The sequence below is a fragment of the Microbacterium sp. NPDC087592 genome (genome assembly GCF_044743585.1).
Taxonomy (GTDB): Bacteria; Actinomycetota; Actinomycetes; order Actinomycetales; family Microbacteriaceae; genus Microbacterium.
Window position 1 is genome coordinate 483,275 of record NZ_JBIUWT010000001.1, and the last position, 20,204, is coordinate 503,478.

The 20,204-nt window shown below is 66.8% G+C and carries 18 protein-coding genes; 12 read left to right on the forward strand and 6 right to left on the reverse strand.

Translation table 11 applies throughout. The features are described 5' to 3' along the window. Positions 1–15 precede the first annotated feature (15 nt). The 3 genes from ACIOTO_RS02350 (at position 16) to ACIOTO_RS02360 (ending at position 2,811) form a co-directional block, all read left to right on the forward strand. On the forward strand, positions 16–486 hold the full coding sequence (locus ACIOTO_RS02350; protein ID WP_400856245.1) for a VanZ family protein: 471 nt from the start codon (positions 16–18) through the stop codon (positions 484–486). Further along, positions 483–1,256 (forward strand): low molecular weight phosphatase family protein, encoded by a 774-nt coding sequence (locus ACIOTO_RS02355; protein ID WP_231481678.1) that lies wholly within the window; start codon positions 483–485, stop codon positions 1,254–1,256. The genes ACIOTO_RS02350 and ACIOTO_RS02355 overlap by 4 nt, the downstream gene beginning before the upstream one ends. 94 nt (positions 1,257–1,350) lie before the next feature. Further along, positions 1,351–2,811: a polysaccharide biosynthesis tyrosine autokinase gene (locus tag ACIOTO_RS02360; protein ID WP_400856248.1), complete on the forward strand. Its 1,461-nt coding sequence runs from the start codon at positions 1,351–1,353 to the stop codon at positions 2,809–2,811. 25 nt (positions 2,812–2,836) lie between these two features. On the opposite strand, the gene ACIOTO_RS02365 is transcribed toward ACIOTO_RS02360, so the two are convergent. Beyond that, complete coding sequence (locus ACIOTO_RS02365; protein WP_400856249.1) at positions 2,837–3,922, reverse strand: hypothetical protein; 1,086 nt, start codon at positions 3,920–3,922, stop codon at positions 2,837–2,839. Positions 3,923–4,286: 364 nt separating this feature from the next. Between ACIOTO_RS02365 and ACIOTO_RS02370 the strand changes: the two genes are divergently transcribed. The 3 genes from ACIOTO_RS02370 (at position 4,287) to ACIOTO_RS02380 (ending at position 7,052) form a co-directional block, all read left to right on the forward strand. Next, the gene (locus ACIOTO_RS02370; protein WP_140403358.1) at positions 4,287–5,183 is read left to right on the forward strand and encodes a helix-turn-helix domain-containing protein; all 897 of its coding nucleotides are present in this window, start codon (positions 4,287–4,289) and stop codon (positions 5,181–5,183) included. Between the two features lie 195 nt (positions 5,184–5,378). Then, positions 5,379–5,912 (forward strand): hypothetical protein, encoded by a 534-nt coding sequence (locus ACIOTO_RS02375; protein ID WP_091035106.1) that lies wholly within the window; start codon positions 5,379–5,381, stop codon positions 5,910–5,912. A 150-nt stretch (positions 5,913–6,062) separates the two neighbouring features. After that, positions 6,063–7,052 carry a MauE/DoxX family redox-associated membrane protein gene (locus ACIOTO_RS02380; RefSeq protein ID WP_400856252.1) on the forward strand — a complete coding sequence of 330 codons (990 nt, stop codon included), beginning with the start codon at positions 6,063–6,065 and terminating at the stop codon, positions 7,050–7,052. Positions 7,053–7,079: 27 nt separating this feature from the next. Here ACIOTO_RS02380 and ACIOTO_RS02385 read toward each other — a convergent pair whose 3' ends face one another. Further along, a complete protein-coding gene (locus ACIOTO_RS02385) occupies positions 7,080–8,144 on the reverse strand; it encodes an acyltransferase family protein (protein WP_400856255.1) in 1,065 nt (354 codons plus the stop codon). A 48-nt stretch (positions 8,145–8,192) separates the two neighbouring features. On the opposite strand from ACIOTO_RS02385, the gene lepB reads away from it, so the two are divergent. Beyond that, positions 8,193–8,876, forward strand: a complete 684-nt coding sequence (gene lepB, locus ACIOTO_RS02390) for a signal peptidase I (RefSeq protein WP_400856256.1) — start codon at positions 8,193–8,195, stop codon at positions 8,874–8,876. A gap of 16 nt (positions 8,877–8,892) precedes the next feature. Here the strand turns inward: lepB and ACIOTO_RS02395 are convergent, their stop codons facing one another. Both ACIOTO_RS02395 and ACIOTO_RS02400 read right to left on the reverse strand, forming a co-directional pair. Beyond that, the gene (locus ACIOTO_RS02395) at positions 8,893–9,894 is read right to left on the reverse strand and encodes a PqqD family protein (RefSeq protein ID WP_400856258.1); all 1,002 of its coding nucleotides are present in this window, start codon (positions 9,892–9,894) and stop codon (positions 8,893–8,895) included. A gap of 135 nt (positions 9,895–10,029) precedes the next feature. Further along, complete coding sequence (locus ACIOTO_RS02400) at positions 10,030–11,112, reverse strand: nucleotidyltransferase family protein (RefSeq protein WP_400856259.1); 1,083 nt, start codon at positions 11,110–11,112, stop codon at positions 10,030–10,032. Here ACIOTO_RS02400 and ACIOTO_RS02405 point away from each other — a divergent pair. The 5 genes from ACIOTO_RS02405 to ACIOTO_RS02425 all read left to right on the forward strand — a co-directional run bounded on the left by ACIOTO_RS02405 (position 11,101) and on the right by ACIOTO_RS02425 (position 17,952). Continuing rightward, complete coding sequence (locus ACIOTO_RS02405) at positions 11,101–12,969, forward strand: DUF4012 domain-containing protein (protein WP_400856260.1); 1,869 nt, start codon at positions 11,101–11,103, stop codon at positions 12,967–12,969. The two genes, ACIOTO_RS02400 and ACIOTO_RS02405, sit on opposite strands and share 12 nt — an antisense overlap. 73 nt (positions 12,970–13,042) lie before the next feature. Further along, positions 13,043–14,407, forward strand: coding sequence for a hypothetical protein (locus ACIOTO_RS02410; protein WP_029261175.1), 1,365 nt, complete (start codon positions 13,043–13,045; stop codon positions 14,405–14,407). Positions 14,408–14,561: 154 nt separating this feature from the next. Then, complete coding sequence (locus ACIOTO_RS02415) at positions 14,562–15,593, forward strand: glycosyltransferase family 2 protein (protein WP_400856261.1); 1,032 nt, start codon at positions 14,562–14,564, stop codon at positions 15,591–15,593. Further along, on the forward strand, positions 15,590–16,654 hold the full coding sequence (locus tag ACIOTO_RS02420) for a polysaccharide pyruvyl transferase family protein (protein ID WP_400856263.1): 1,065 nt from the start codon (positions 15,590–15,592) through the stop codon (positions 16,652–16,654). Before ACIOTO_RS02415 ends, ACIOTO_RS02420 begins: the two co-directional genes overlap by 4 nt. After that, positions 16,654–17,952 (forward strand): lipopolysaccharide biosynthesis protein, encoded by a 1,299-nt coding sequence (locus ACIOTO_RS02425; protein ID WP_029261172.1) that lies wholly within the window; start codon positions 16,654–16,656, stop codon positions 17,950–17,952. The genes ACIOTO_RS02420 and ACIOTO_RS02425 overlap by 1 nt, the downstream gene beginning before the upstream one ends. Here the strand turns inward: ACIOTO_RS02425 and ACIOTO_RS02430 are convergent. Together ACIOTO_RS02430 and ACIOTO_RS02435 are read right to left on the reverse strand one after the other, a co-directional pair. Next, positions 17,949–19,064, reverse strand: coding sequence for a glycosyltransferase (locus tag ACIOTO_RS02430; protein ID WP_400856266.1), 1,116 nt, complete (start codon positions 19,062–19,064; stop codon positions 17,949–17,951). The two genes, ACIOTO_RS02425 and ACIOTO_RS02430, sit on opposite strands and share 4 nt — an antisense overlap. Next, entirely contained in the window at positions 19,061–20,185 is a 1,125-nt protein-coding gene (locus ACIOTO_RS02435; protein ID WP_400856269.1) for a glycosyltransferase family 4 protein, read from the reverse strand. Before ACIOTO_RS02435 ends, ACIOTO_RS02430 begins: the two co-directional genes overlap by 4 nt. Between the last annotated feature and the right edge of the window lie 19 nt (positions 20,186–20,204).

Here is a 20,204-nt window from a genome sequence, read left to right on the forward strand (position 1 = left end):
GGCTACCATGACGGGATGTCCTCCGCCACCGCTGCTTCCGTCCGCGCCGGGGCTGCGACGGCGCGGGTCGCACTCGTCGGCTACCTGCTCTTCATCGGCTTCACGGTGTGGCTGCCGGCGAACGTCTCGGCGAAGGTCACCGGTCTCGTCGGTGTCATGGCACGGTGGGTGTCCGACGCCGGCATCGCTCCCTATTATCAGAGCGCCGTGGTGTTCGAGTTCCTGGCGAACGTCGCCCTCTTCGTCCCGGTGGGGTTCCTGCTGCCGTTCGCCTGGTCGCGTCTGCGGCTGTGGCAGGTGGTGCTGATCGGCGCCCTGATGAGCGGGCTGATCGAGTCGGTCCAGGGGCTCATGCCCTCGCGCTACCCCACGATCTCCGATGTGATCGCCAACAGTCTCGGAACGCTCGCGGGCGGGGTGATCGCGGTGCTGCTCATCCTGATGCTGCCGTCGCGTCCCGCACGGAGCCCTAGGCTGGTGGCGTGAACCCGCAGCACGACGATGGACCGCCGGCCGGCATGAGCCGCCGGGAATGGCGCGAACGACAGAAATCCGCCACCGCCCCGGAAGCACCGTCCGCACCCGTCGCCCCCGCATCCGCCCCCACGGAGGATGCCGCCCCCCTCGCCGCGATCCTGGGCGCACCGGCGTCGGATGCCCCCTCGTCACGCCTCACGATCCTCACCGTGTGCACCGGCAACATCTGCCGGTCGCCGCTGGCCGAGGTCATGCTGCGGGCCGACCTCGAACCGCTCGGCGTGCGGGTCCACAGCGCGGGCACCCATGCCCTGGTGGGTCACGGCATGCCCGAGCCGGCGCTGGAGCTGGCCGCGCAGGCGGGCGTCGATCCCGCGACGGCATCCGCCCACCTGGCCCGCTACCTGGTCGAGCCGCTTCTCGAAGACGCCGACCTCGTCCTCACCATGGCACGCGAGCATCGGTCGCACGTGGTCAAGATGATGCCGAACCGACTGCGTCGCACCTTCACGGTCCGCGAGTTCGCGCGCCTCGCATCGACGGTGAGCACCGACGACGCCCGCGCTGCCGCCGATGCGGCCGGCTCGTCGTCCCACGAGCGGTTCGCCGCCGTGCTGCGTGCTGTCAACGATCAGCGCGGCGTCACCGCCTCCTCCGGGGATGACGACGACGTGATCGACCCCTACCGGCGGTCGCGTGAGACCTACGCGCGGTCGGCGGCGGAGCTGACTCCCGCGCTGGTCGAGGTCGAACGAATCGTGCGCGCCGCCCTCACGTGAGCCGTGTGCGCCTCCGGCGGCGGGGTGTTCGCCGTATGCTCATTCTCATGTCTGCATCCCGGCCTCCCCGCGGGATGTGCGAGGGGATGAAGAGTTGGAACTGAGAGACTACGCGCGCATTCTGCGCGCGCATTGGATCGTCATCGTCGCGGCCACGCTGGTGGGTGCGGCCCTCGCGTTCGGCTGGAGTTCCCTCCAGCCGCGGGTGTACTCGGCCGACACGACAGGCATCGTGACTGCCGTGGGCGGAGACGGCACGAGCGGTTCCGCCCTCGTGGGCAACCAGCTCGCCCAGAGCAGGGTCAAGTCGTACCTCAATCTCGGTTCCTGGCGGGCGGTCGCCGAGCATGCGATCGACGAACTCGACATCGACGCCTCACCCGACGTGCTGGTGAACCGGGTCACGGTGACGAACCCCGTCGACACCACCGCGCTGAAGGTCACCGCCACCGGGCCGACGCCCGAGTCGGCGCAGGCACTGGCGCAGGCCTGGCTCGACGGCATGGCGATCGAGATCGAGAAGCTCGAAGGCGGCACGGCGGAGACGCCGGCGGCGATCTCCCTCATCGTCGGTGACTCCGCACGCCTTCCCAGCACCCCGTCGTCGCCGAACACGCGACTGAACGTCATCATCGGCGCTCTCGCCGGTCTCGCCCTCGGTCTCGTCTACGCGTTCGTGCGGCACACCGTCGACCGTCGCGTGCGTCACCCCCGCGACATCGAGCGCGAGACGGGCGTCTCCGTCATCGGCACCCTCCCGCTCGAGAAGTCGATCGCCGGCGAGCGACAGGTGATCGACTTCTCCCTGGAATCGCAGCACGGGGTGTCGCATCACCTGATCGAGTCGATGCGCGAGCTGCGCACGAACCTGCAGTTCATCGACGTCGACAACCCGCCACGCGTGATCGTGGTCACGAGTTCCGTGCCCGGCGACGGCAAGTCCACCGTCTCGGTCAACCTCGCGTCCAGTCTCGCCGCAGCAGGACAGTGGGCCATCCTCATCGACTGCGACCTTCGTCGCCCGGTCATCGCCGACATCTTCGGGATGTCCCACGACGTCGGCCTCACCGATGTGCTCGCGGGCCGCGCCGAGCTGCAGGATGTGGCACATCGTCCGTCCCGCGACATCCCGCTGGCCGTCGTCGGCGCCGGCCGCATCCCGCCGAACCCCAGCGAGTTGCTCGGGTCGCAGCGCATGCGCGACTTCCTGGCGGAGATCAGCAAGTCGGCGATCGTCATCCTCGACTCGCCGCCGGTGCTGCCGGTGACCGATGCCGCGGTGCTGGCCGCGAACGCAGACGGCGTGCTGATCGTCGTCTCGTCCGGCAAGACCACCTTCGACATGCTGCAGCGGGCGATCGACAACATCACCCGCACGACCGGCCGCGTGCTCGGCGTGGTGCTGAACCGTGTGCCCCGCAAGGGTGCCGAGTCGGCGTACTACGGCCGCGAGTACTACGGCGCCTACGAGCGCTACGCGAAGGACGGCGGAAGCGAGAGCGCGGAGCCCGACGTCGCGCCCGGTGTACGCCGGCGCGGCACCGCTCAGGTCTGAGTCACCGCTCGGTCTGCGGCCCCTCTCAGGGCTGAGTCGGCGGCAGCAGGATCCCGTCGGCGATGAGCACCTGCACGGCCGTCTGCACGATCGTCACGGGGTCTCCGTCCGCGGGCTCCCCGTGTGCGCTCACCACGGCGTCGACGAGCTGAGCGAGCGTGCTCCCGCCGGCGGCCGCGCTCCAGATCGTCGGGCCGATGCCGTCGAGGACGTGCACCTGTCCCCCGGTCGGCGTCCGCCGCAGCACGGCGACACGGGAGTCGAGCACCAGCTCATCGACGGTCTCCGCGCGGCGGTACGCGTCCGCGGCTGACGCGTCGACCACGGGTGCGGTGCGGGCGACGATCGGCGGCACCGGAGCCGGCTCGACGTCGAGCAGAGCATCGATGATCCCGTCGATGCCCGTCACCTCACGGTAGCGCAGTCGCACGGCACCGCCGGTGGCTTCGAGCACTGCAGCGATCCGCTGCAGGGGTGCCGGCCCGTCGGAGAGATAGCTGGTCTGCGGTCCCAGCAGCGCCAGGGCATCCGCGATGTCCAGCGGTTCGATCTCGGGCACGTCCGGGCCCTCCGGCGAGCGATCGATCACGACGATCTTCGCCACCCGCAGCTCGCCGGGCAGGGTGTGCGCGCCGCCGATGCTCGACAGCGCGACCTGAGCCTTGGGAACGGCATCCTGTTCGATGATCGACAGCGGCTTGCGGTAGGGCACCACGCGACCGGTGTCGTCGATGCCGATGGTCTCGTCGCTCACGTACGCGTAGCGCTTCGAGAGGTGTCGCGCCGCTGTCGTCTTGCCGGTGCCGGATGCCGCGCTGAGCACCACGACGCGACCGTCGGCGGCGGCGAGTCCGGCGGCGTGCAGCATCCAGATCGGGTCGTGTCGGCGGTGCGCCAGGGCTTTGACCGTGACGTCTGTGGAGAGCGCGGAGAGGGCTGCGGCGTCTTCCGTGTCGGCCGGAACCACGGCGACCGCATCGGCGGCTCGATCGCCCTCGTAGCGCGCGTCTGTCCAGGCGGCGAGGGTGCGTGCGCGGAAGTCTTCGTCGCGCCGAGAGGCGTCGATCTCGATGACGGCTCCGACCGCGTTGACGAGGAAGCGATCGGACATGGCAGCAAGCCTATCCACGTTCTTCGACTCGGCGAGCCGCGCAGGCGAGAGCACATTGCGCGCAGGAACAACGCACATTGCGCGCTTTTCTTCCATTCGCCGGACATTCCCCGGCGGGCGATCTACGGTGGCTCGCAGTGAGGCTCCTGGGGGATGCAGATGAGGTTCGTGTCGTCTCACTACACGAATTCAGGATCTGTGTTGACAGGAGGGGCCAGATGATTGAATCTGTATTCAATACACCACCGTATCGAGGCATCGGGATGGCGAACCCGGCAACGCGACGCGTTGATGGGAGCAGGTTCGGCACCCCGATCGCAGAGGCGCCGCAGTTGTTCGCAGGCACCCTGAGGGGGAACGTCTCGTGAGTCACTCAAACGCTCAGGTCATCGACGACAGAGAGCTCGCGAAGCATGGTGTTCGGCGGGTCGGTGACCGCCCCGGACTGCGTTCCCGGGAGCGCGCCTCCGGCGGTGTGCGACTGCTCAGCACGGGCGGAGGGACCTCCGAGCTCCACGTCGACACGGTGACCCGGTACCCCGACCACTCGGTCTTCGCGTTCGTCGAGGCACAGGCGCTCTGGTCGCGAGTAGAGGGTGAGCCCTGGGTCGAGACCGAGGGCGGTCTCGTCGTCGCCGCACACGGCATCACACGCCGGCTGCGGTGGGCAGGGCAGTGGAGCTTCGTCGCCGCACTCGTGCCCCGCTCGGCCATCGCCTCGTTCGTGCCGTCGCTGCCTTCCGACGCGAGTGTGTTCGCGGACCGCCGACTCCTCGACACCTCGATGCAGCAGTTCGTCGGGTGCCTGCTCGACACCGACGACAATGCATCGGCGATCGAGCAGTACGCCATCGAGCAGCTGGTGATGGAGATGTGCGGCGCGGTGCTGCTCGACCGGGTCGGCGGGGTCAGCGCCCAGGGCTCGCCGCATGCCGTGCTGCGCGAGCGTGCCATCGCCGTGATCTCGCAGCAGTGCGGTGATCCGTCGCTGAACCCGTCGCGCGTCGCGCACGAGGTGCAGTCGTCGTTGCGGCAGCTGCAGCTCGTCTTCTCCGAATCCGGCAACAGCGTCGCGGCGGAGATCCGTCGGCAGCGTGCGCGGCTGGCCCACTCGCTCCTCGTCGACAGTCGCTACGACGTGCTGAGCATCGATCAGATCGCGCAGCGTGCCGGATTCCACTCTCCGATGAGCATGCGCAGGGCACTCGACGAGGCCTATCAGGCCACCCCGCGCACACTGCGCTCCTCGCGCCGGGCATAGCTCCGCGCAGCCAGAACGCACAGATCGCGCAGGTTGAGCGCACCCTGCGCGTAGTTCACCGAAACCCCCTTCCTCCCCCTCTTCCTCTCCCTACTTTGATGACCACGAAGAGGCTCCTGGGGGATGCAGACAACGTGTCGCCTCTTCACGACACAGCGGGAAACCGCATCTGCATCGAACAGGGAGGGCACTCACGTGACCGAAGAAATCCAGAAGAACAAGGGCATCTCGCGCCGCACCATCGTCAAGGGCGCGGCATGGTCGGTTCCCGTCATCGCGGCAGCCGTCGCCACGCCGCTCGCCGCGGCTTCGCTGGTGAACGACGACCTCGTTCCCGCGCTCAGCGGTCCGATCTCGCTGAACCTCGGTCTCGCGACGGTCACCGCGGTCAACACGCTGACGATCACGAACAGTGGCACCGATGCGTCGCCTGCCGGCGCCACGGCCGTCGTGCAGTACAACTCCTCCCTGCTGTCGCTGAACATCGCGGCGGTCGGCGGTGTCACCGTCGGAGGCGCGGACGGCAACTACACGCTGACCCTCCCGTCGATCCCCGCCGGAGGCAACATCGTGATCGGGCTGGGAACCACGCTCGACTCGCTGCTGAACATCACGCTTCTCACCACACTGCTCGGCGGCCCCCAGCAGGTCATGACCGCGACCGTCTCGGGCGACTCGGTCACGGGCAACAACTCGACCTCGTCGAACATCGGCATCTCGCTCCTCTGAGCCAAATCTCGATGGGGGCGCCGGGCCCAGCACCGACGCTCCCTTCGTCGCTCCGGCCACCGCCGATGGTGGCGGCAGGGCGACGTGCAGCACCGAGCGGGCGGATCCTTCCAGGATCCGCCCGCTTTTCCGATCCGGGAGAATCAACCCATGAGCGCATTCCTCGTTCCGCTTGCTTTCTTCCTCGCCGTCGTCTTCGCCATGAGCGCCGTCGGCAAGTTCCGCGCGGCGGACCATGGACGTGCGACCTTCGCAGCCTTGCGTATTCCCGTCGGCCACTCGAAGACCGCGGCCAGGGTGCTGATCGCGGTCGAGGCCGTTGTCGCCGTGGGCCTGCTCGTGACCGCCAGCTGGCTCTTCGTGGGCTTCGCTGCCGCAGCACTCCTGCTGACATCCGCTCTCCTGATCGCCGTCGCCCGGGCGCACCGACTCGGCGCCACCGATGACTGCGGCTGCTTCGGCGACTGGCTCCCCTCCGCGATCGGGCCTCGACTCATCGTGCGCAACGCGGTCCTCACCGCCATCGCCGCCTCGGTACTGGCGGGGGCCGTCACCGCGGCCGCCGTCTCCGAGCCCGTCGGGATTCCGGCCACGCTCTTCACAGGGCCTTCCGCGCCGCTCGTGCTGGGCGCGGTCGGCTCCGCGTTGCTGATCGCCGTCGGCGTCTGGTCCCTGGTCCGCGCATCGCACGCCACCGGGCGGACGGACGCGCAGATCCCCCGTGGAGCCGGCGCGGTGCTGCTGCCCGCCACGGCAGAGATCGTCGACGTGCTCGTCCCGGCAGCCCGCGCTCGCCTCCTGGTGTTCGTCGCGCCCGGGTGTCATGCGTGCGCGACCGCCCTGGCATCGCTCAAGGCCACAGAGGCCCCTCTGGCGGCCGTTGTCGACGTCTATGTGATCCAGCGCGCCGTGAGCGTCGCGGCGAGCACAGAGCCGCCGCACGACCTCCCCGCTTCGACGCGGTTCGCGCTCGACGTCGGCGGTTCGGTGGCGGCGGCGCTCCGCATCGGAGCGGCGACCCCGGTGGCCGCGCTCATCGGCACCGACGGAACGCAGGCCGGGCCGCTGGCGGTCGGCAGCGACGAGGTGCGGGTGCTGATCGACAGCATCCGCGCGGCGGTCGAGGTTTCCCCCGCCTGACGCGGTGTCAGTGGCGCGAAGCCGCCTTCATCGTGCGCGGAGCAGGGGCTTGCGCCGACCGGTCAGCCAGCCCATCACCCATTCGACGGGGCCCGTGCCGACGAACCGCCACCAGAGCCACCCCACGAGGATCATGCCGGGAACGATCACGAGCCACCCGGGCCAGAAGTTCTCCGTGGGCCGGCCGTTCGCACTGTTCCACAGCGCGATGATCCCCACGTGCAGCAGGTAGAGACTCAGCGCGACCTGTCCGCATGCGACGAGGGGCACGAAGATCGGGCTCCAGAAGCGCTTGGCGCCGTCGCGTCGAGCGGTCGCGGCGAAGACCACGATCACGTAGACCGCGAACACGAGGGCGAAGTCCTTCAGGGTGTCGAGGTAGTCGCCGGACTGCACGTCGCCGAGCCGCTGACCGACACCCCACGCCAGGTAGGCGAGCGGTGCGGCGATGGCCAGCCCCGTGAGCAGTCGGTCGCGCTGCAGACCGTGCCGGATGAGGAGCGCGCCGATGAGGAACATCGGCAGGAGGTTGAGCACGCGGTAGTGCGATCCGAGGAGGAGCCACTGCATGATGTCGCCGACCGGGGCGGGGGCCGTGTACACCCAGGTCCAGGTCCGGGCGAGGTCCACCAGAGGCTGGCTGATGAGGAGGAGGACCGCTGTCACGGCGATCACCACGGGCGTGCGTGCGAGGAGGATCGGCGCTCCGAGGATGATGGTCACGCCGAGATACGCCAGGATCACATCGACCCACGAGCCCCAGGTCGCCATCCAGACGCCCAGCGCGATCAGGAACAGTCCACGGATCACCTGCTGCAGAAGTGTCACGCCGACGCGTCCGCCCCGGCGCCAGACGAGCTCTGCCGACATGCCCATCACCAGGGCGAACAGCGGCGACGCCAGGTCGCTGAACATCGCCGTTACGAACTTCGCGGCCCAGGGCAGTTCGGGCAGGAACGGGTTCGCGTGCGCGATCACCATCGCCACGATCGCCACGCCACGGAGGACGTCGGGGATGAGCAGGCGCTGCGCCTGCGACGCCGATGCGGACTCGAGCAGGCGGGGACCGCTGTCACCGGAATACTGGGCCATTCACTGACAGTATTGTGTCGACACCGCAGCGCGCGAGCCGGAGAGCAGATGATGACGACAGATGCACCGAGACCGCGTCGGCGACTCCTCGGGAACATCTGGGTCAACATCGCGCTCGCACTCGCGCTGACCGGCATCATCGTCGCCTTCATCGGCCAGCCGTCGTCCGGATCCATGTCGCCGACGCTCGAGCCCGGTGACCGCCTCATCGTCAACCGCCTCGCCTACGTCGCAGCCGACCCCGCACCGGGCGACATCGTCGTGTTCCGTCCCGATGACGCCTGGGGCGAGAAGCCGGCGACCGGCGGAAACTGGTTCTCGCAGGCGTTCCACTGGGTCGGCGAGACCACCGGCATCCGGCCCTACGTGCTGGTGAAGCGAGTCATCGCCGGCCCCGGGCAGACCGTGGAGTGCTGCGACGCCCAGGGCAGGGTGCTGGTCGACGGCGAACCGCTCGATGAGCCCTACGTCGTCAAGGATCTCCCCTTCGTCGCCGGGTCGCTCGACTGCGACAGCGAGCCGATGTCGACCCGCTGCTTCGGGCCGGTGACCGTTCCGGAGGATTCGTATCTCGTGCTCGGAGACAATCGGGCGAACTCGGCCGACTCCGCGTATCTCTGTCGCGGGACGGCGGATCCGGAGGAGAGCTGCTGGCGCTGGATGACGCGCGACGACGTGTTCGGTCAGGCCGGGGCCATTCTGTGGCCGATCGGGCGGTGGGGCGGGCCGTAGACGAGGGTGCCGTCGTTCAGATGCGAATGACCAGGCCTCGATCCCAGAGGTCGTAGAGAAGCGCCTCGATCGGGGCTTCGATCTCGCGCGCGTCGGCATCGAAGAGCCGGGCGCAGGCATCGACCAGCGCATCCTGGTTCACTGCACATCGATCGGCGAGCACCGACCACACGACATGCGACGATCCCACCAAGGCCAGCGGCGAGATGCTGTCCGGGCTCAGTACCGTCGTGCGAGCGTCGTCTCCCACCCACGCGACATCGTCACTGATGCGCCACGACGGCCGGGAGTCGAGCAGGCCGAAATCGAGCAACGTATCGACGACTCCGGCGGGACCTCCCAATCGCGTTCGCTCGACACCATCAGCGCGGTTCCAGACCTGGGCGACGTCTGCATTCAACACGTGAAGAAGCGGTGTTGCGTTCTCGCCCTGGAGCACGACCGAACGCCCGTCCACGAGCGCGAGCTCGTCGAGGGCAGGACCGCGGAAGTACAACGGTCTCGCAGGCGTGGAGCGTCCGGCTGAGTCACTGTCACCCCGATGGCGCGCTCTCGAACGCAACGGCGACTCGTCGACGACCAGGCCGGTCGCAGAGACATGGCGCTGCACCCTCTCTCTCAGCTCATCGATCGTGATCGTGGAGGCAACAGTGAGATGTGCCGTATCGCACTGCGAAACGACATCGGTGATGCGCGCCAGTGGTCGCGGTACGCCCCCCAAACCGATGCTTGCGCTCACGAGCGAGCGCAAGATGCCCTCGAGACCGTCTGGCACCGACGTCTGCGATTCCCCCACTGCACCATCGTTGAGGACAACGAGATGTCGCGCTCGCAAAGTCGCCGGCAGGTTCGACGTTTCCGACGACGCCCGCACGGACTCGGCCTGCGACTCTTGCAAAGGCACGACCACTCCGGTGGCGTCGATGCCCACGAGCCGCGCGCTCACATATCCCGGGTCAGCCTCGAGCCCCGACACCATCTTCCGGAGGTTGCTTCCGTCGACAGCCAGCAGAAGCATGACCGATCCGTCGGCGTCCGCGATAGCCCCGGCACGCAGGACCCAGACCTCATCCCCGATCTCGGTGAACTCCTCGCTGAGCAGGCGATCGTGGACGGCGGGCATGGTCGTAGCCTATCGACAGCCGAAGGAGCATCAGCCTCGCAGATTGCGGACGTAGTTGAGCGTGGCACGCAGACCCCGACGCCAGCGTTGAATCTGGTAGCGCATCACCTGTTGCGTCGACAGCGGCACCGACTTCTCATTGCGAGGCACGAACTCCTTCGGCACCCACACAGCGCGAACCAGAGTCAGGGCCCGTTCCCTCATCGGCCCGCGCCGAAGGGCGATGAGCCATCCGGCCGCACCCCCGTCGGCGCCGAAGCGCAGGTTCGAGGACCAGCTGTCCGCCTCGCTCGTCGAGAGGTCATTCTCGACTGGCCCGAACCCGATGATCTCGAGCGCCTCCCGAAGCACCCATCGGGACCGTCCGGCGTCGGCGAGACGCAGGAAATCCTGCCGGCCGCTGTCGTCGAGGCGGCTCTGCAGCATTTCGATGATCGAGTCCCACTCCGCCCGATGCCGAAGGACCGACATGTTGCGCAGCGCGTGAAGAGCACCGATCATCATCGACGGCACGAGTGCGGGGATCGTGAGTGCGACGCCTCCCACATAGAGTGCCTCGCGACGATTCCACAGCTCATCGAACACGTCCGCCGGGTCTGCGAAGAAGCCGGGGAACCTCTCATGCACATCGATGTCGCACGGCCACCTTGGGTGGATATAGGTCCGGGAATGCGGTTCGAGAATCGTCGGAGTCGACCTGGCCACACGTTCGTGCCAGCCCTGCGCCTCCAACGCCGCGCAGAATGACTCGAACGCCGGGGGGTCTACAAGAAGATCCGCGTCCACGGACAGGCGAGGTTCACGGAGCGCATGATGATCGGCAGCAGGCCCCTTGATCGAGAGCACCCGGGCGGACACCTGTTCGGCGACCCTCGCTCCCAGCGCGTGCGCGAGCAGTGTCGCCTCAGGTAGCCGAAGTGGCACCGCTTCCAACTCTTCCGGACGCCCCATGTCACCTTTCCAGACGCGAAACGCCTCCGATCGCATTCCCTGGCATTCTTGCACCTTGCGCGGGCCCGCTCGTGCGTCAGCACTCGCTTCACAGGTTGCCTTGCGGTGCAGCGCGATATGTTGCCATGCGCAGATGATTGGATAAGTGACATGAGCTCGCACCAGCCCCCCGCTTCTCGAAAGGCCGCACGCGAGGCTCGATCAACCGAGACCACTCGCGAGTCGCCTCGCCCGGACAGCGCACCGCGTCGGCGACGACGCGGGTGGATCTGGCTCGCGATCGTCGTCGTCGTGCTCGCCGCGATCGGCGGAGCGGTGTGGGTCGCACTGCAGGTCTACACGCAGGCGCAGAGTGCGCGGACCAGCCTCAGCACAGCTATGACCGAGGCGCAGAAGGCGAAGTCATCGCTGCTCGCCATGGACCTCGAAGCCGCGTCGCTGAGCGCGGACGCCGCGCTCGAATCGACGCAGGCAGCTGTCGGCGAGACCTCGGGCGTGGCATGGAGCATCGCGGAAGCCGTCCCCTTCGGTGTGGGCGACAACGTGCGGGCAGTCCGCGTCGTGTCAGTACTCACTGACCGCCTGGTCAGCTCCGTCGCAGGGTCTATCCAGGGACTCGATCTCGCATCCATAGCTCCTCAACAGGGCAGGTTCAACCTGGACGCGCTCGAGGGTCTGAAGAGCACGACGGCTGACCTCTCCGAAACCGTCGACTCGGTCGTCGCCGACCTCGGGGCCGTCGATCAGGGATCGCTGATCGGTCCTGTCCTCGCTGGAGTCGAGGCGTTCGAGAACGAAGCGACGCAGCTGCAATCGACCATGAGTCCGATCGCCGACACTCTTGCCCTGCTCCCCCGCGCGCTCGGGTCTGAAGGGCCTCGGAACTACCTGGTCATGTTCCAGGGGAACTCGGAAGCGCGGAGCCTCGGTGGGAACCCGGCGGTGATGATGCTGTTGCGCGCGGAGGCGGGCGCGATCAGCATCGTTCGATACGCGGACACGGCGGAATTCCCCAACGGTCTGGACCAGCCCGTCACGCAGCTCACCGACGAGGAGGTCGCCATCTACGGCGACAAGATCGGACGCTGGACTCCTGACCTGACGATGGTCCCCGATTTTCCTCGAGCAGCCGAGATCCTGGGGGCTCATTGGCAGGGCACGATCGGCGAACCGTATGACGCGGTCGTATCACTCGACCCGGTGGCACTCTCGTACATCCTCGCTGCGTCAGGGCCGGTGCCGCTCCCCACCGGCGAAGTGCTCACGGTGGAGAACACCGCGCCGATTCTGCTGAACGGCGTGTACTTCAACTACAAAGACGGCTACTCACAGAACGCCTTCTTCGCTGCGGCCACCGATGCGATCTTCACGGCCATCACCGGGGGCAGTCCTTCGCCGGTCGCCCTGATCAACGCCCTGAGCAGATCCGCTGACGAAGGTCGCCTGCTCTACTGGTCTTCGGACGAAGCAGAGAGCGCTGCGATCGCGGGGAGCCGCCTCGCCGGCTCGTTGCCATCGTCGAACAGCGAGCACACGGCCATCGGCGTCTACGTGAATGACAACACGGGTTCGAAGAAGAGCTATTACCTCGACCTGGCGACTTCTGCGTCGTTCGAAACGTGCGAACCCGGACAGCCGCAGGCTGTTCGAGGCGCAGCCGTGCTCTCCTCGAAGATTGACGAAGAACTGGCGGCGAGATTGCCGTACTACGTTCGCGGGCCGTACTTCGCAGCCGAAGATGTGAGCACCTACCTCGTGATCTATGGCCCCGAGGGCGCCTCGCTCAACAGCATCACCCTCGATGGCGCGCCCGCGAAGCCCATCAGCAGCGGCACGCACCTCGGGCGACCCGCCGTGAAGATCGAAGTCCTGAACCACCTGGTGAGTTCGCACACGGTCGAGTTCGAGTTCGCGCTCGCGGATTCGGCGGATGCGGGGCCACTGGAGATCTGGCACACGCCGATGTCGCGGGCCACGCAGTCGACGGTCGATGGAGCATCGGGCTGCACGACACAGTGATACCGCGAGCGCTGCAGATGCTCGGATCCAGAGCGCCGGGCGCCGCCCAGTAGGCTTGTGCGCGATGAGAGACATGACCACAGCGCTGCCTTCGACGCGCGTCGGGGACGAGCTGGCCCGACCCGCGGAGCGCTCGGGTTTCCTCCGCAATATCGGGTTGTACGTCTACGTCTTCTACGTCATCTACACGCCGACGTTCTCCGCATCGTTCTTCGCGAGCAAATTCTTCATCCTGACCGCACTCGCCGCCGTTCTCCTGATCCACTCCGCCCTGAGCGGAAAGCGCATGTTCCGGCTGCTGGGATACCCACCGCTGAGGCGCTTCCTCATCGTCATGTTCGGGCTGAGCCTGTTCGTGGCGATCGTGCACCTGGCCTCGCATCCCGAGGTCGAGGACTTCGTCGATCTGCGAATCGTCCAGAACAACGTGCTTCTGCTGATGGCGATTCACGCCGCCTTCATCGTCCACATCTGCAAGAGTCGCGGGTTCAGCGCGGAGTCCGCCCTCCGCATGATCTACAAGCTGGCGGCGTTCCAGGGTGTCTGGGGGTTGCTGTCGTTCGTCTTCTTCCCACTCAAGGAAATATCGAACTGGCTGTACCAGCTCGCCGCTGGCGACCGGGGCGAGTACCTGATGAGCTCCCGAATCTACGGGCTCATGGGAGAGTTCACGTTCGTCACGCCGATCTACCACGGCATGCTCGCCGCGGTGGCCGTCTACTTCGCCTTGAACTATCGTTTCCGCGGGCTGCGCTACGTGCCTCTGATCCTCGTCGCGATCCTTCTCAACGGACGAACCGGGATCGCCGTATTCGCTGCGATGACCGCGCTGATGCTTCTCGGCCAGATCCTCCGCGGCCGCAAGATAGGTCCGTCGCTCGCGATCGTGGCCGGCCTGGGTGGCCTCCTGTGGATCGCGTGGTCCGTCGTCTCCCAACTCAGCCCGATCACCGCACGTTTCCTCCAGGGGTTCATCGACGAGACCACTGCGCTTGTGGCGGACGGGTCGGTAGAGGGAACATACAGCGTGCTGTTCGAGGACATACTCGTCTTCCCCGAAGGGCTCGGGCTGATCTGGGGCACCGGTGACGACATCTTCCAGAGCCAGGGGTTCCGGTCAGATGTCGGCCTGACCAATGACCTGTTCATGGGCGGGTTGCTCTTCGTCGTCATCGGATACGGCACGCTTGCGTACTTCCTCCTGAAGAACTCGCGTCCCGACACGGTGCTGTTCCTTGCCCTGTTCGCAGGGTTCGCCATCGGAATCGTCAAGGGGCAGATATTCATCGGCACTCCCGTCCTGTTCCTGTTCGTGTTCGTGGTCTTGATACACAAGCAGATCGTCGGAGGCGAAATGCCCCCGAAGAGCGCCAGAAGAGCGCGTCGCGAGAACGGGACCCTCGGTGCCGGCAGCGGATCCGTCAGGCGGCGCGCCTGAGCGCGCCCACCCGGGCTCGGATTGGTCTCGCTCTTACCCAGCCTGTAGAGTCCTGACGTAAGCCGGCGCCCTTCAGACAGGCTGGTTCGCTCTCAATTGCGGCCGACGGGTCGGGGTCGTCCCGTCTAAGCGCCCAGACACGAAGGACGTCACGATGGCCCCCCCGAGCCCTTCCTGCGTCAGCGTGATCGTGCCGGTCTACAACGTCTCGTCGTACGTCGCTCCGTGCGTCGATTCGATACTCGCCCAGACGCACGCTGAGCTCGAGGTCATCCTCATCGACGACGGGTCGACGGATGACTCCGGGCTGCTGTGCGACGCCTACGCGGCTGCTGACAGCCGGGTCCACGTGATCCATCAGAGCAATGGCGGTCTGTCGGCTGCGCGAAACTCGGGGCTGGATGTCGCTACCGGCGACTACATCATCTGCATCGATGGCGATGACGTCGTCGCCGTCGACCACATCGAGAAGCTGGTCGCGGAATTCGCCCACCCGGGAGTCGACATCGCGATCGCGCGCTTCCAGTCGACGGAGCCCCGGGAGGTGTACCCGCAGCATGGTCGGCCTGCCCCCTCGCCGACCGCGTACGAGTCTCGCGATGATGCGCTCGTCCGGCTCTTCCGTTTCGACGGCACGACCAACAGCGCTTGGGGCAAGCTCTATCGCGCGGCCCTCTTCGAGGGCATCCGATACCCGGTCGGCGCGCTCTATGAGGATCTTCCGACGACGTACCGCCTCTTCCTCCGATCCGAGCGCATCGCCTTCACCACGTACGCGAGCTATTTCTACATCCAGCGGGCGACGAGCATCACCGCCCTGCGTCACACCGCTCGACGTCTCGACACCTTCACCTTCGCAGCGGAGGCCGCCGAAGCGGTGTCCGAGTTGCCCCCCAGGGTGCATCGGGCGGCCCATGCGCGCCAGTTCATGGAGAGCGTCTTCTATCTGTCCGAGATCTCGGTGCGCCAGAACCTGAAGACCCTCCCCGCCCCTGCGCTCGCGCCGCTGCGCGCGTTCCGCCGCGAAGTGCTCTTCGACAAGGAGAGCAACACGAGCAGCCGGCTCTTCGCGCTTGCCGCGTATCTGGGCCCTCGTGCCGTCCAGCTCCTCGGAGCCCTGCGGGTGTGGCTTTACGCCCGACGTCACACGATCGCAACCCGCCTGACGAAGAAAGAAGAACGATGAAGGTCAAGACGCTGGCGGCCCGCGCATACCAGTTGTTCCACACGTGGACGTCCCGCGAGAAGATCGCTCTCAGCACCGACCGTCCGAATGCCGTCATCATGCTGGTACCCGACTACGGGAACATCGGTGACCTCGCCATCGGTTACGCGCAGGAACACTTCACGTCGAAGCTGGATCCCGGCTACATCGTGCAGAGCATCCGAATCTCGCGAACATACAGAGTACTGCGGTCGCTCAAGCGTCAACTCGGACCAGACGATGTCGTCCTCCTCGTCGGCGGCGGCAGCATGGGTGACCTGTACCCGAGAGCGCAGCTCGGCCGGGAGTTCGTCGCCCGCTACCTACGACCTCATCGGCTCGTGTCCTTCCCTCAGTCGATCATCTACATGGATCGTCCGGAGCGGGAGAAATCCGCTCAGCGAGAGGCGCGCGCCCTCAGCGCGAGCTCCGACAGGCTCACACTCTTCGCCCGCGAAAGCGAGAGCTACGAGATCATGCGGGCGTTCTACCCGGGACAGGTGGGCTTCGCGCCGGATGTCGTGCTGTCTCTGACCGAGGACTATCAGGATCGGGAGCCGCTCGACCGCGCAGGTGCGCTCCTCGCGCTGCGCAAGGACGTCGAGCGTGCGCTCTCCGACGCAGACCACGCTGTCATCCGCGAGGCGGTAGCCCGCTTCGGTGATATCACGGACCGGGATCACGGCATCCCGGATGATGAAGTCGACCAGACGGCTTTCGACCGGCTGCCTCTGGAAACCATGGAGACCTACCGCAGGTCCGCACTCGTCGTCACGGATCGTCTGCACGGCATGATCTTCGCCGCCGTGACAGGCACACCGTGCGTGGTTCTTCCGAACACCAACCATAAGATCACCGGCACCTACCGCGACTGGATCGCAGACCGCTGTGCGTACATCACGCTCATCCGCAAAGTCGACCAGCACACGATGCGTGAAGCCATCGACGAGGTCACCCGGCCTGAAGCCGTGGCGTCGTATCGTTCCGTCCGTTTCGATTTCGGGAGTCTTCAGCGGGCCATCCAAGGCGGAGCCGTTTCCTGATGTCGGCTGCCCGCGACGGTGAGAAGCGGGTCCGGCAGGGCGCCGGACGTGGTTTCAGCACGATCGTCCTGGGCACGGTCGTGGGTCAGATCGTCACGTTCTTCGCCCTGCCTGTGCTGTCGCGCTTCTATACGCCGGACCAGTTCGGTGTGCTCACGTTCGCCCTGGTTCTCGCCGGTGCTATCGCGCCGTTCGCACTGCTGGGGTTCGATCAGGCCGTCATCCAGCCACCCGCTGACCGTGACGTGGCACCGCTCGTCTGGACGGCATTGTCGACGCTCCTGGGCGCCGCGTTGGTCCTGGCCGGCGTCATCGCATGGACGCCCCTCGTCGAGTCCTTTCCCGGAGCGCTCCGCCCGTTCCTCACTTGGTCGCTGCCTCTCCTTCTCTTCGTGACGGGAGTCGCACTGCTGTTCAGCCAGCTGGCGGTCCGGAGCGGTCGTTACTCCAGCATCGGGGGCAGGAATTCCGCGCAGTCGTTGACCATCACCGCCACGCAGTTGGCCTTCATCGGAACGTCGAAGACGACGTCTTTCAACGGGCTCGTCGGTGGCGCGGTCATCGGCACGTCCGCAGGCGCCCTGCTGCTGCTGCCGTTCGCGAAGCGTTACCAGCGTCGGGTGCGCCTCCACGAGGTGAGGAGCTCCGTACGACGCTTCTGGCGATTCCCTGTGGTCTTCGCGCCGATGACGAGCATCACCCTTCTCTCCCAGCAGGCGCCGGCGTTGTTCGCCCTCTTCGCGTTCGGTGCGACAGCCGGCGGCTATGTCGGTATGGCCGAGCGCATCGTCGCGGTCCCGCTCGCCCTCATCGGTCTGGCGGCGGGATCCGTGTTCAGCGGTGAGCTGTCGCACGCGCTTCGGTCGGACTCTCCGCACAAGGAACGAATTTTCCTTCGGACGTCGGCCTGGCTCTGCATCCCCGCGATCGGCGTCGCGCTCGGACTTCTTCTGCTGGCGCAACCGCTGCTGCCGTTGTTCCTCGGCGCGGACTGGACCGCGGCCGCGGCGGTCGCGCAGGCGATGGCGGTGGTCTCGGCGACGCGCATGGTGACGAATCCGACCCGCGCTGTCTTCCGCATCCTGGAACGCGCACGCATCCTCTCAATCGTCGAGCTCGTCCGCGTCGCCCTGCTTGCACTCGCCATGGTCATCGCCGTGGCCGCGGGGCTGTCCCTGCTAGTGAGCCTCACGCTGCTGTTCTCCGCGCTCGCGCTCGCGGACGTCATCACTTGGGCATGCGCGTGGTGGACTGTTCGCCGAGCCTCGGCGCCACTCAGTACAGCCGGAGCGAACTAGGGCCGGTTGCCGGCCGAGCCCAGCGCTCGATAGAAGTCGGTCGCGAATCGATCGATCGACCAGAACGACTCCCCTGTCGCCCTTCCGGCGAAAGCCTGCGCCGTTCGATCCGCAGTTCCCAAGACCTCGCTCAGAGCCGCGCTGATCAGTTTTGAATCAGGCGCCTCGACCAGTCGTCCAGCCGAGGGACCGTCGACGATCTGACGAAGGCCGCCGACATCCGTGGCGACGATCGGTGTCCCCAACGCCGCAGCCTCCATGACGGCGACCGGGAGGCCCTCGAAGTAGCTCGGATGCACCAGTGCGTCGGCGATCGCGGTCCAACGCCACGCATCGTCCACGCGTCCGACGAAGTGCACGCGCGATGAGACACCCATCTCGCCAGCGAAGTCCTGAAGTGACGACCGTTCGGCGCCGGCGCCGACCAGCGCGAGAGAGACTTCCGCGAGTTCGGGGGCCTTCAGCGCCTCGATCGCATGTCGGTGCCCCTTGAGTGGAATCAGACTCCCCACCGCGACGACCAGCCGATGCCCGTCAGGAACACCGAGCTGACCGCGCATCTGCGAGGGCGCATCGGGGGACGCCTGGATCCAGGCTCGCATGCGTACTCGATCCACGCCAGCGAGCACAGTGCTGACAGCTCGGTAGTGCCGAGCCGTAGATGCCTCCGCGACGTCGTTCCCTACAGCGATGGCGAGATCGCTGAACCGATCGAGCATCGCGCCCATCAACCGATACGGCGCGCGATAGCGGGTGCTGTGCACGACGTCGATGAGGCGGACGTCCGAACCCGACCGCCTCGACGCTCGTCGCGTCTTCTCGAGGTAAGTGGTCACCGGCGAATGAAACACGACCGTGCTCACGGAGTCTTGCGCCGCGATGACCGAGGACAGCTCCTTCATCCCTCGCACGGGATTCGACGACGACAGTTCCACCACCTCGACACCGAGGTCGCGCAGCCGAGAAGCGAAATGGTCATTCTGCCGCAACGTGTTGACCACCACGGTTCGTTCGAACCCTGGTGGACGGTGCTCGACCGCGTGACGCAACCTCGTGAACAGAAGCGTCTCTGCACCGCCCATGTTCAGCCCCCGAATGACCTCGATGATCACCGAACGCCTCCTTCGCCGGCCCAGCAATCCGAATGCTGCCGCCAGACGACGGCCGGGACGAAGGCTTCCTCGCCCCACGCTCGCGCTGCAGCGCCCAGCGATTCGCGGCGATCCGCATCCGTGAGGAGGGTCTCCAGGGCAACGGCGAGCGCCTGCGCGTCGCCGACCGGTGCGACGAGGCCGGTCACTCCGTCGATCACGGCATCCACGCACCCGGTGGCATCGGAGACGATGGCGGGCACCTTCATCGCCCCGGCTTCCAGAACCACATTCGGGAAGCCCTCCCGTCGGCTCGGGAGCACGAGGATATCCATCGCGCGCAGCAGCGGCCGGACATCCTGCACGAACCCGGCCGCATGGACCGGGATGTCGACGGGCCCGTCGATGTCGGTCTCGACGTTCACGCCTTCCTGCGCGCCGACGACGAGAAGCTGGGCAGAGATCGACCGCTGTGCACAGATTCGGAGCGCCTCCATGAGCGTGTCCACACCCTTGTCCGGGTGGAGACGACCCACGAATCCGACGATCGGAGCGGACGAGCGCTGCAGCAGCGCTTTCACGCCCGGATCCAGATCAGGCATTTCCGCGTCCTCGGAATACCGCCTGGCATCTACCCCGTGCGAGGACCCCGCTCCGAGAACGACAACGTCCCGGCCTCCGTTCAGCCCCAGCGCGGACACTCGTTGCGCAAGACTCGCGCTGTTCGCGATGACCTGACTGGAGAGCCGCATCGTGAGCCGCTCGAGGGAGGCGAAAATCCGGCGGGAGAACCCTGCCGAGGTCTCCAACCGCAACCCCCACAGCTCGTAGTTGCGTCTCGGCACACGAGCGAGCCAGCCGGCCACCGCACCGATGAGGGCAGCCTTCGGTGTGGCGTAGACGAGCACATCCGGTCGTAGCCGTCGGAGCAGCCCCGTCGCCTTCAGCAGAGCACGGGCATCCTTCAACGGGGATGGTTCACGTTCCATTCGAAGGGGCTGGTAGAGGACGCCCGATGCGCGCGCGAGTTCGACGACCCCTGGACCCTCGCTGCACACGAGCGTCACCTCCCACCCGGCGTCCCGCAGAAAGCGCAGGTATCCCCCGAGGAAGGTCGTCGCGGTCACCGAGCTGGTGACCATGAATACCAGACGTCTTCCC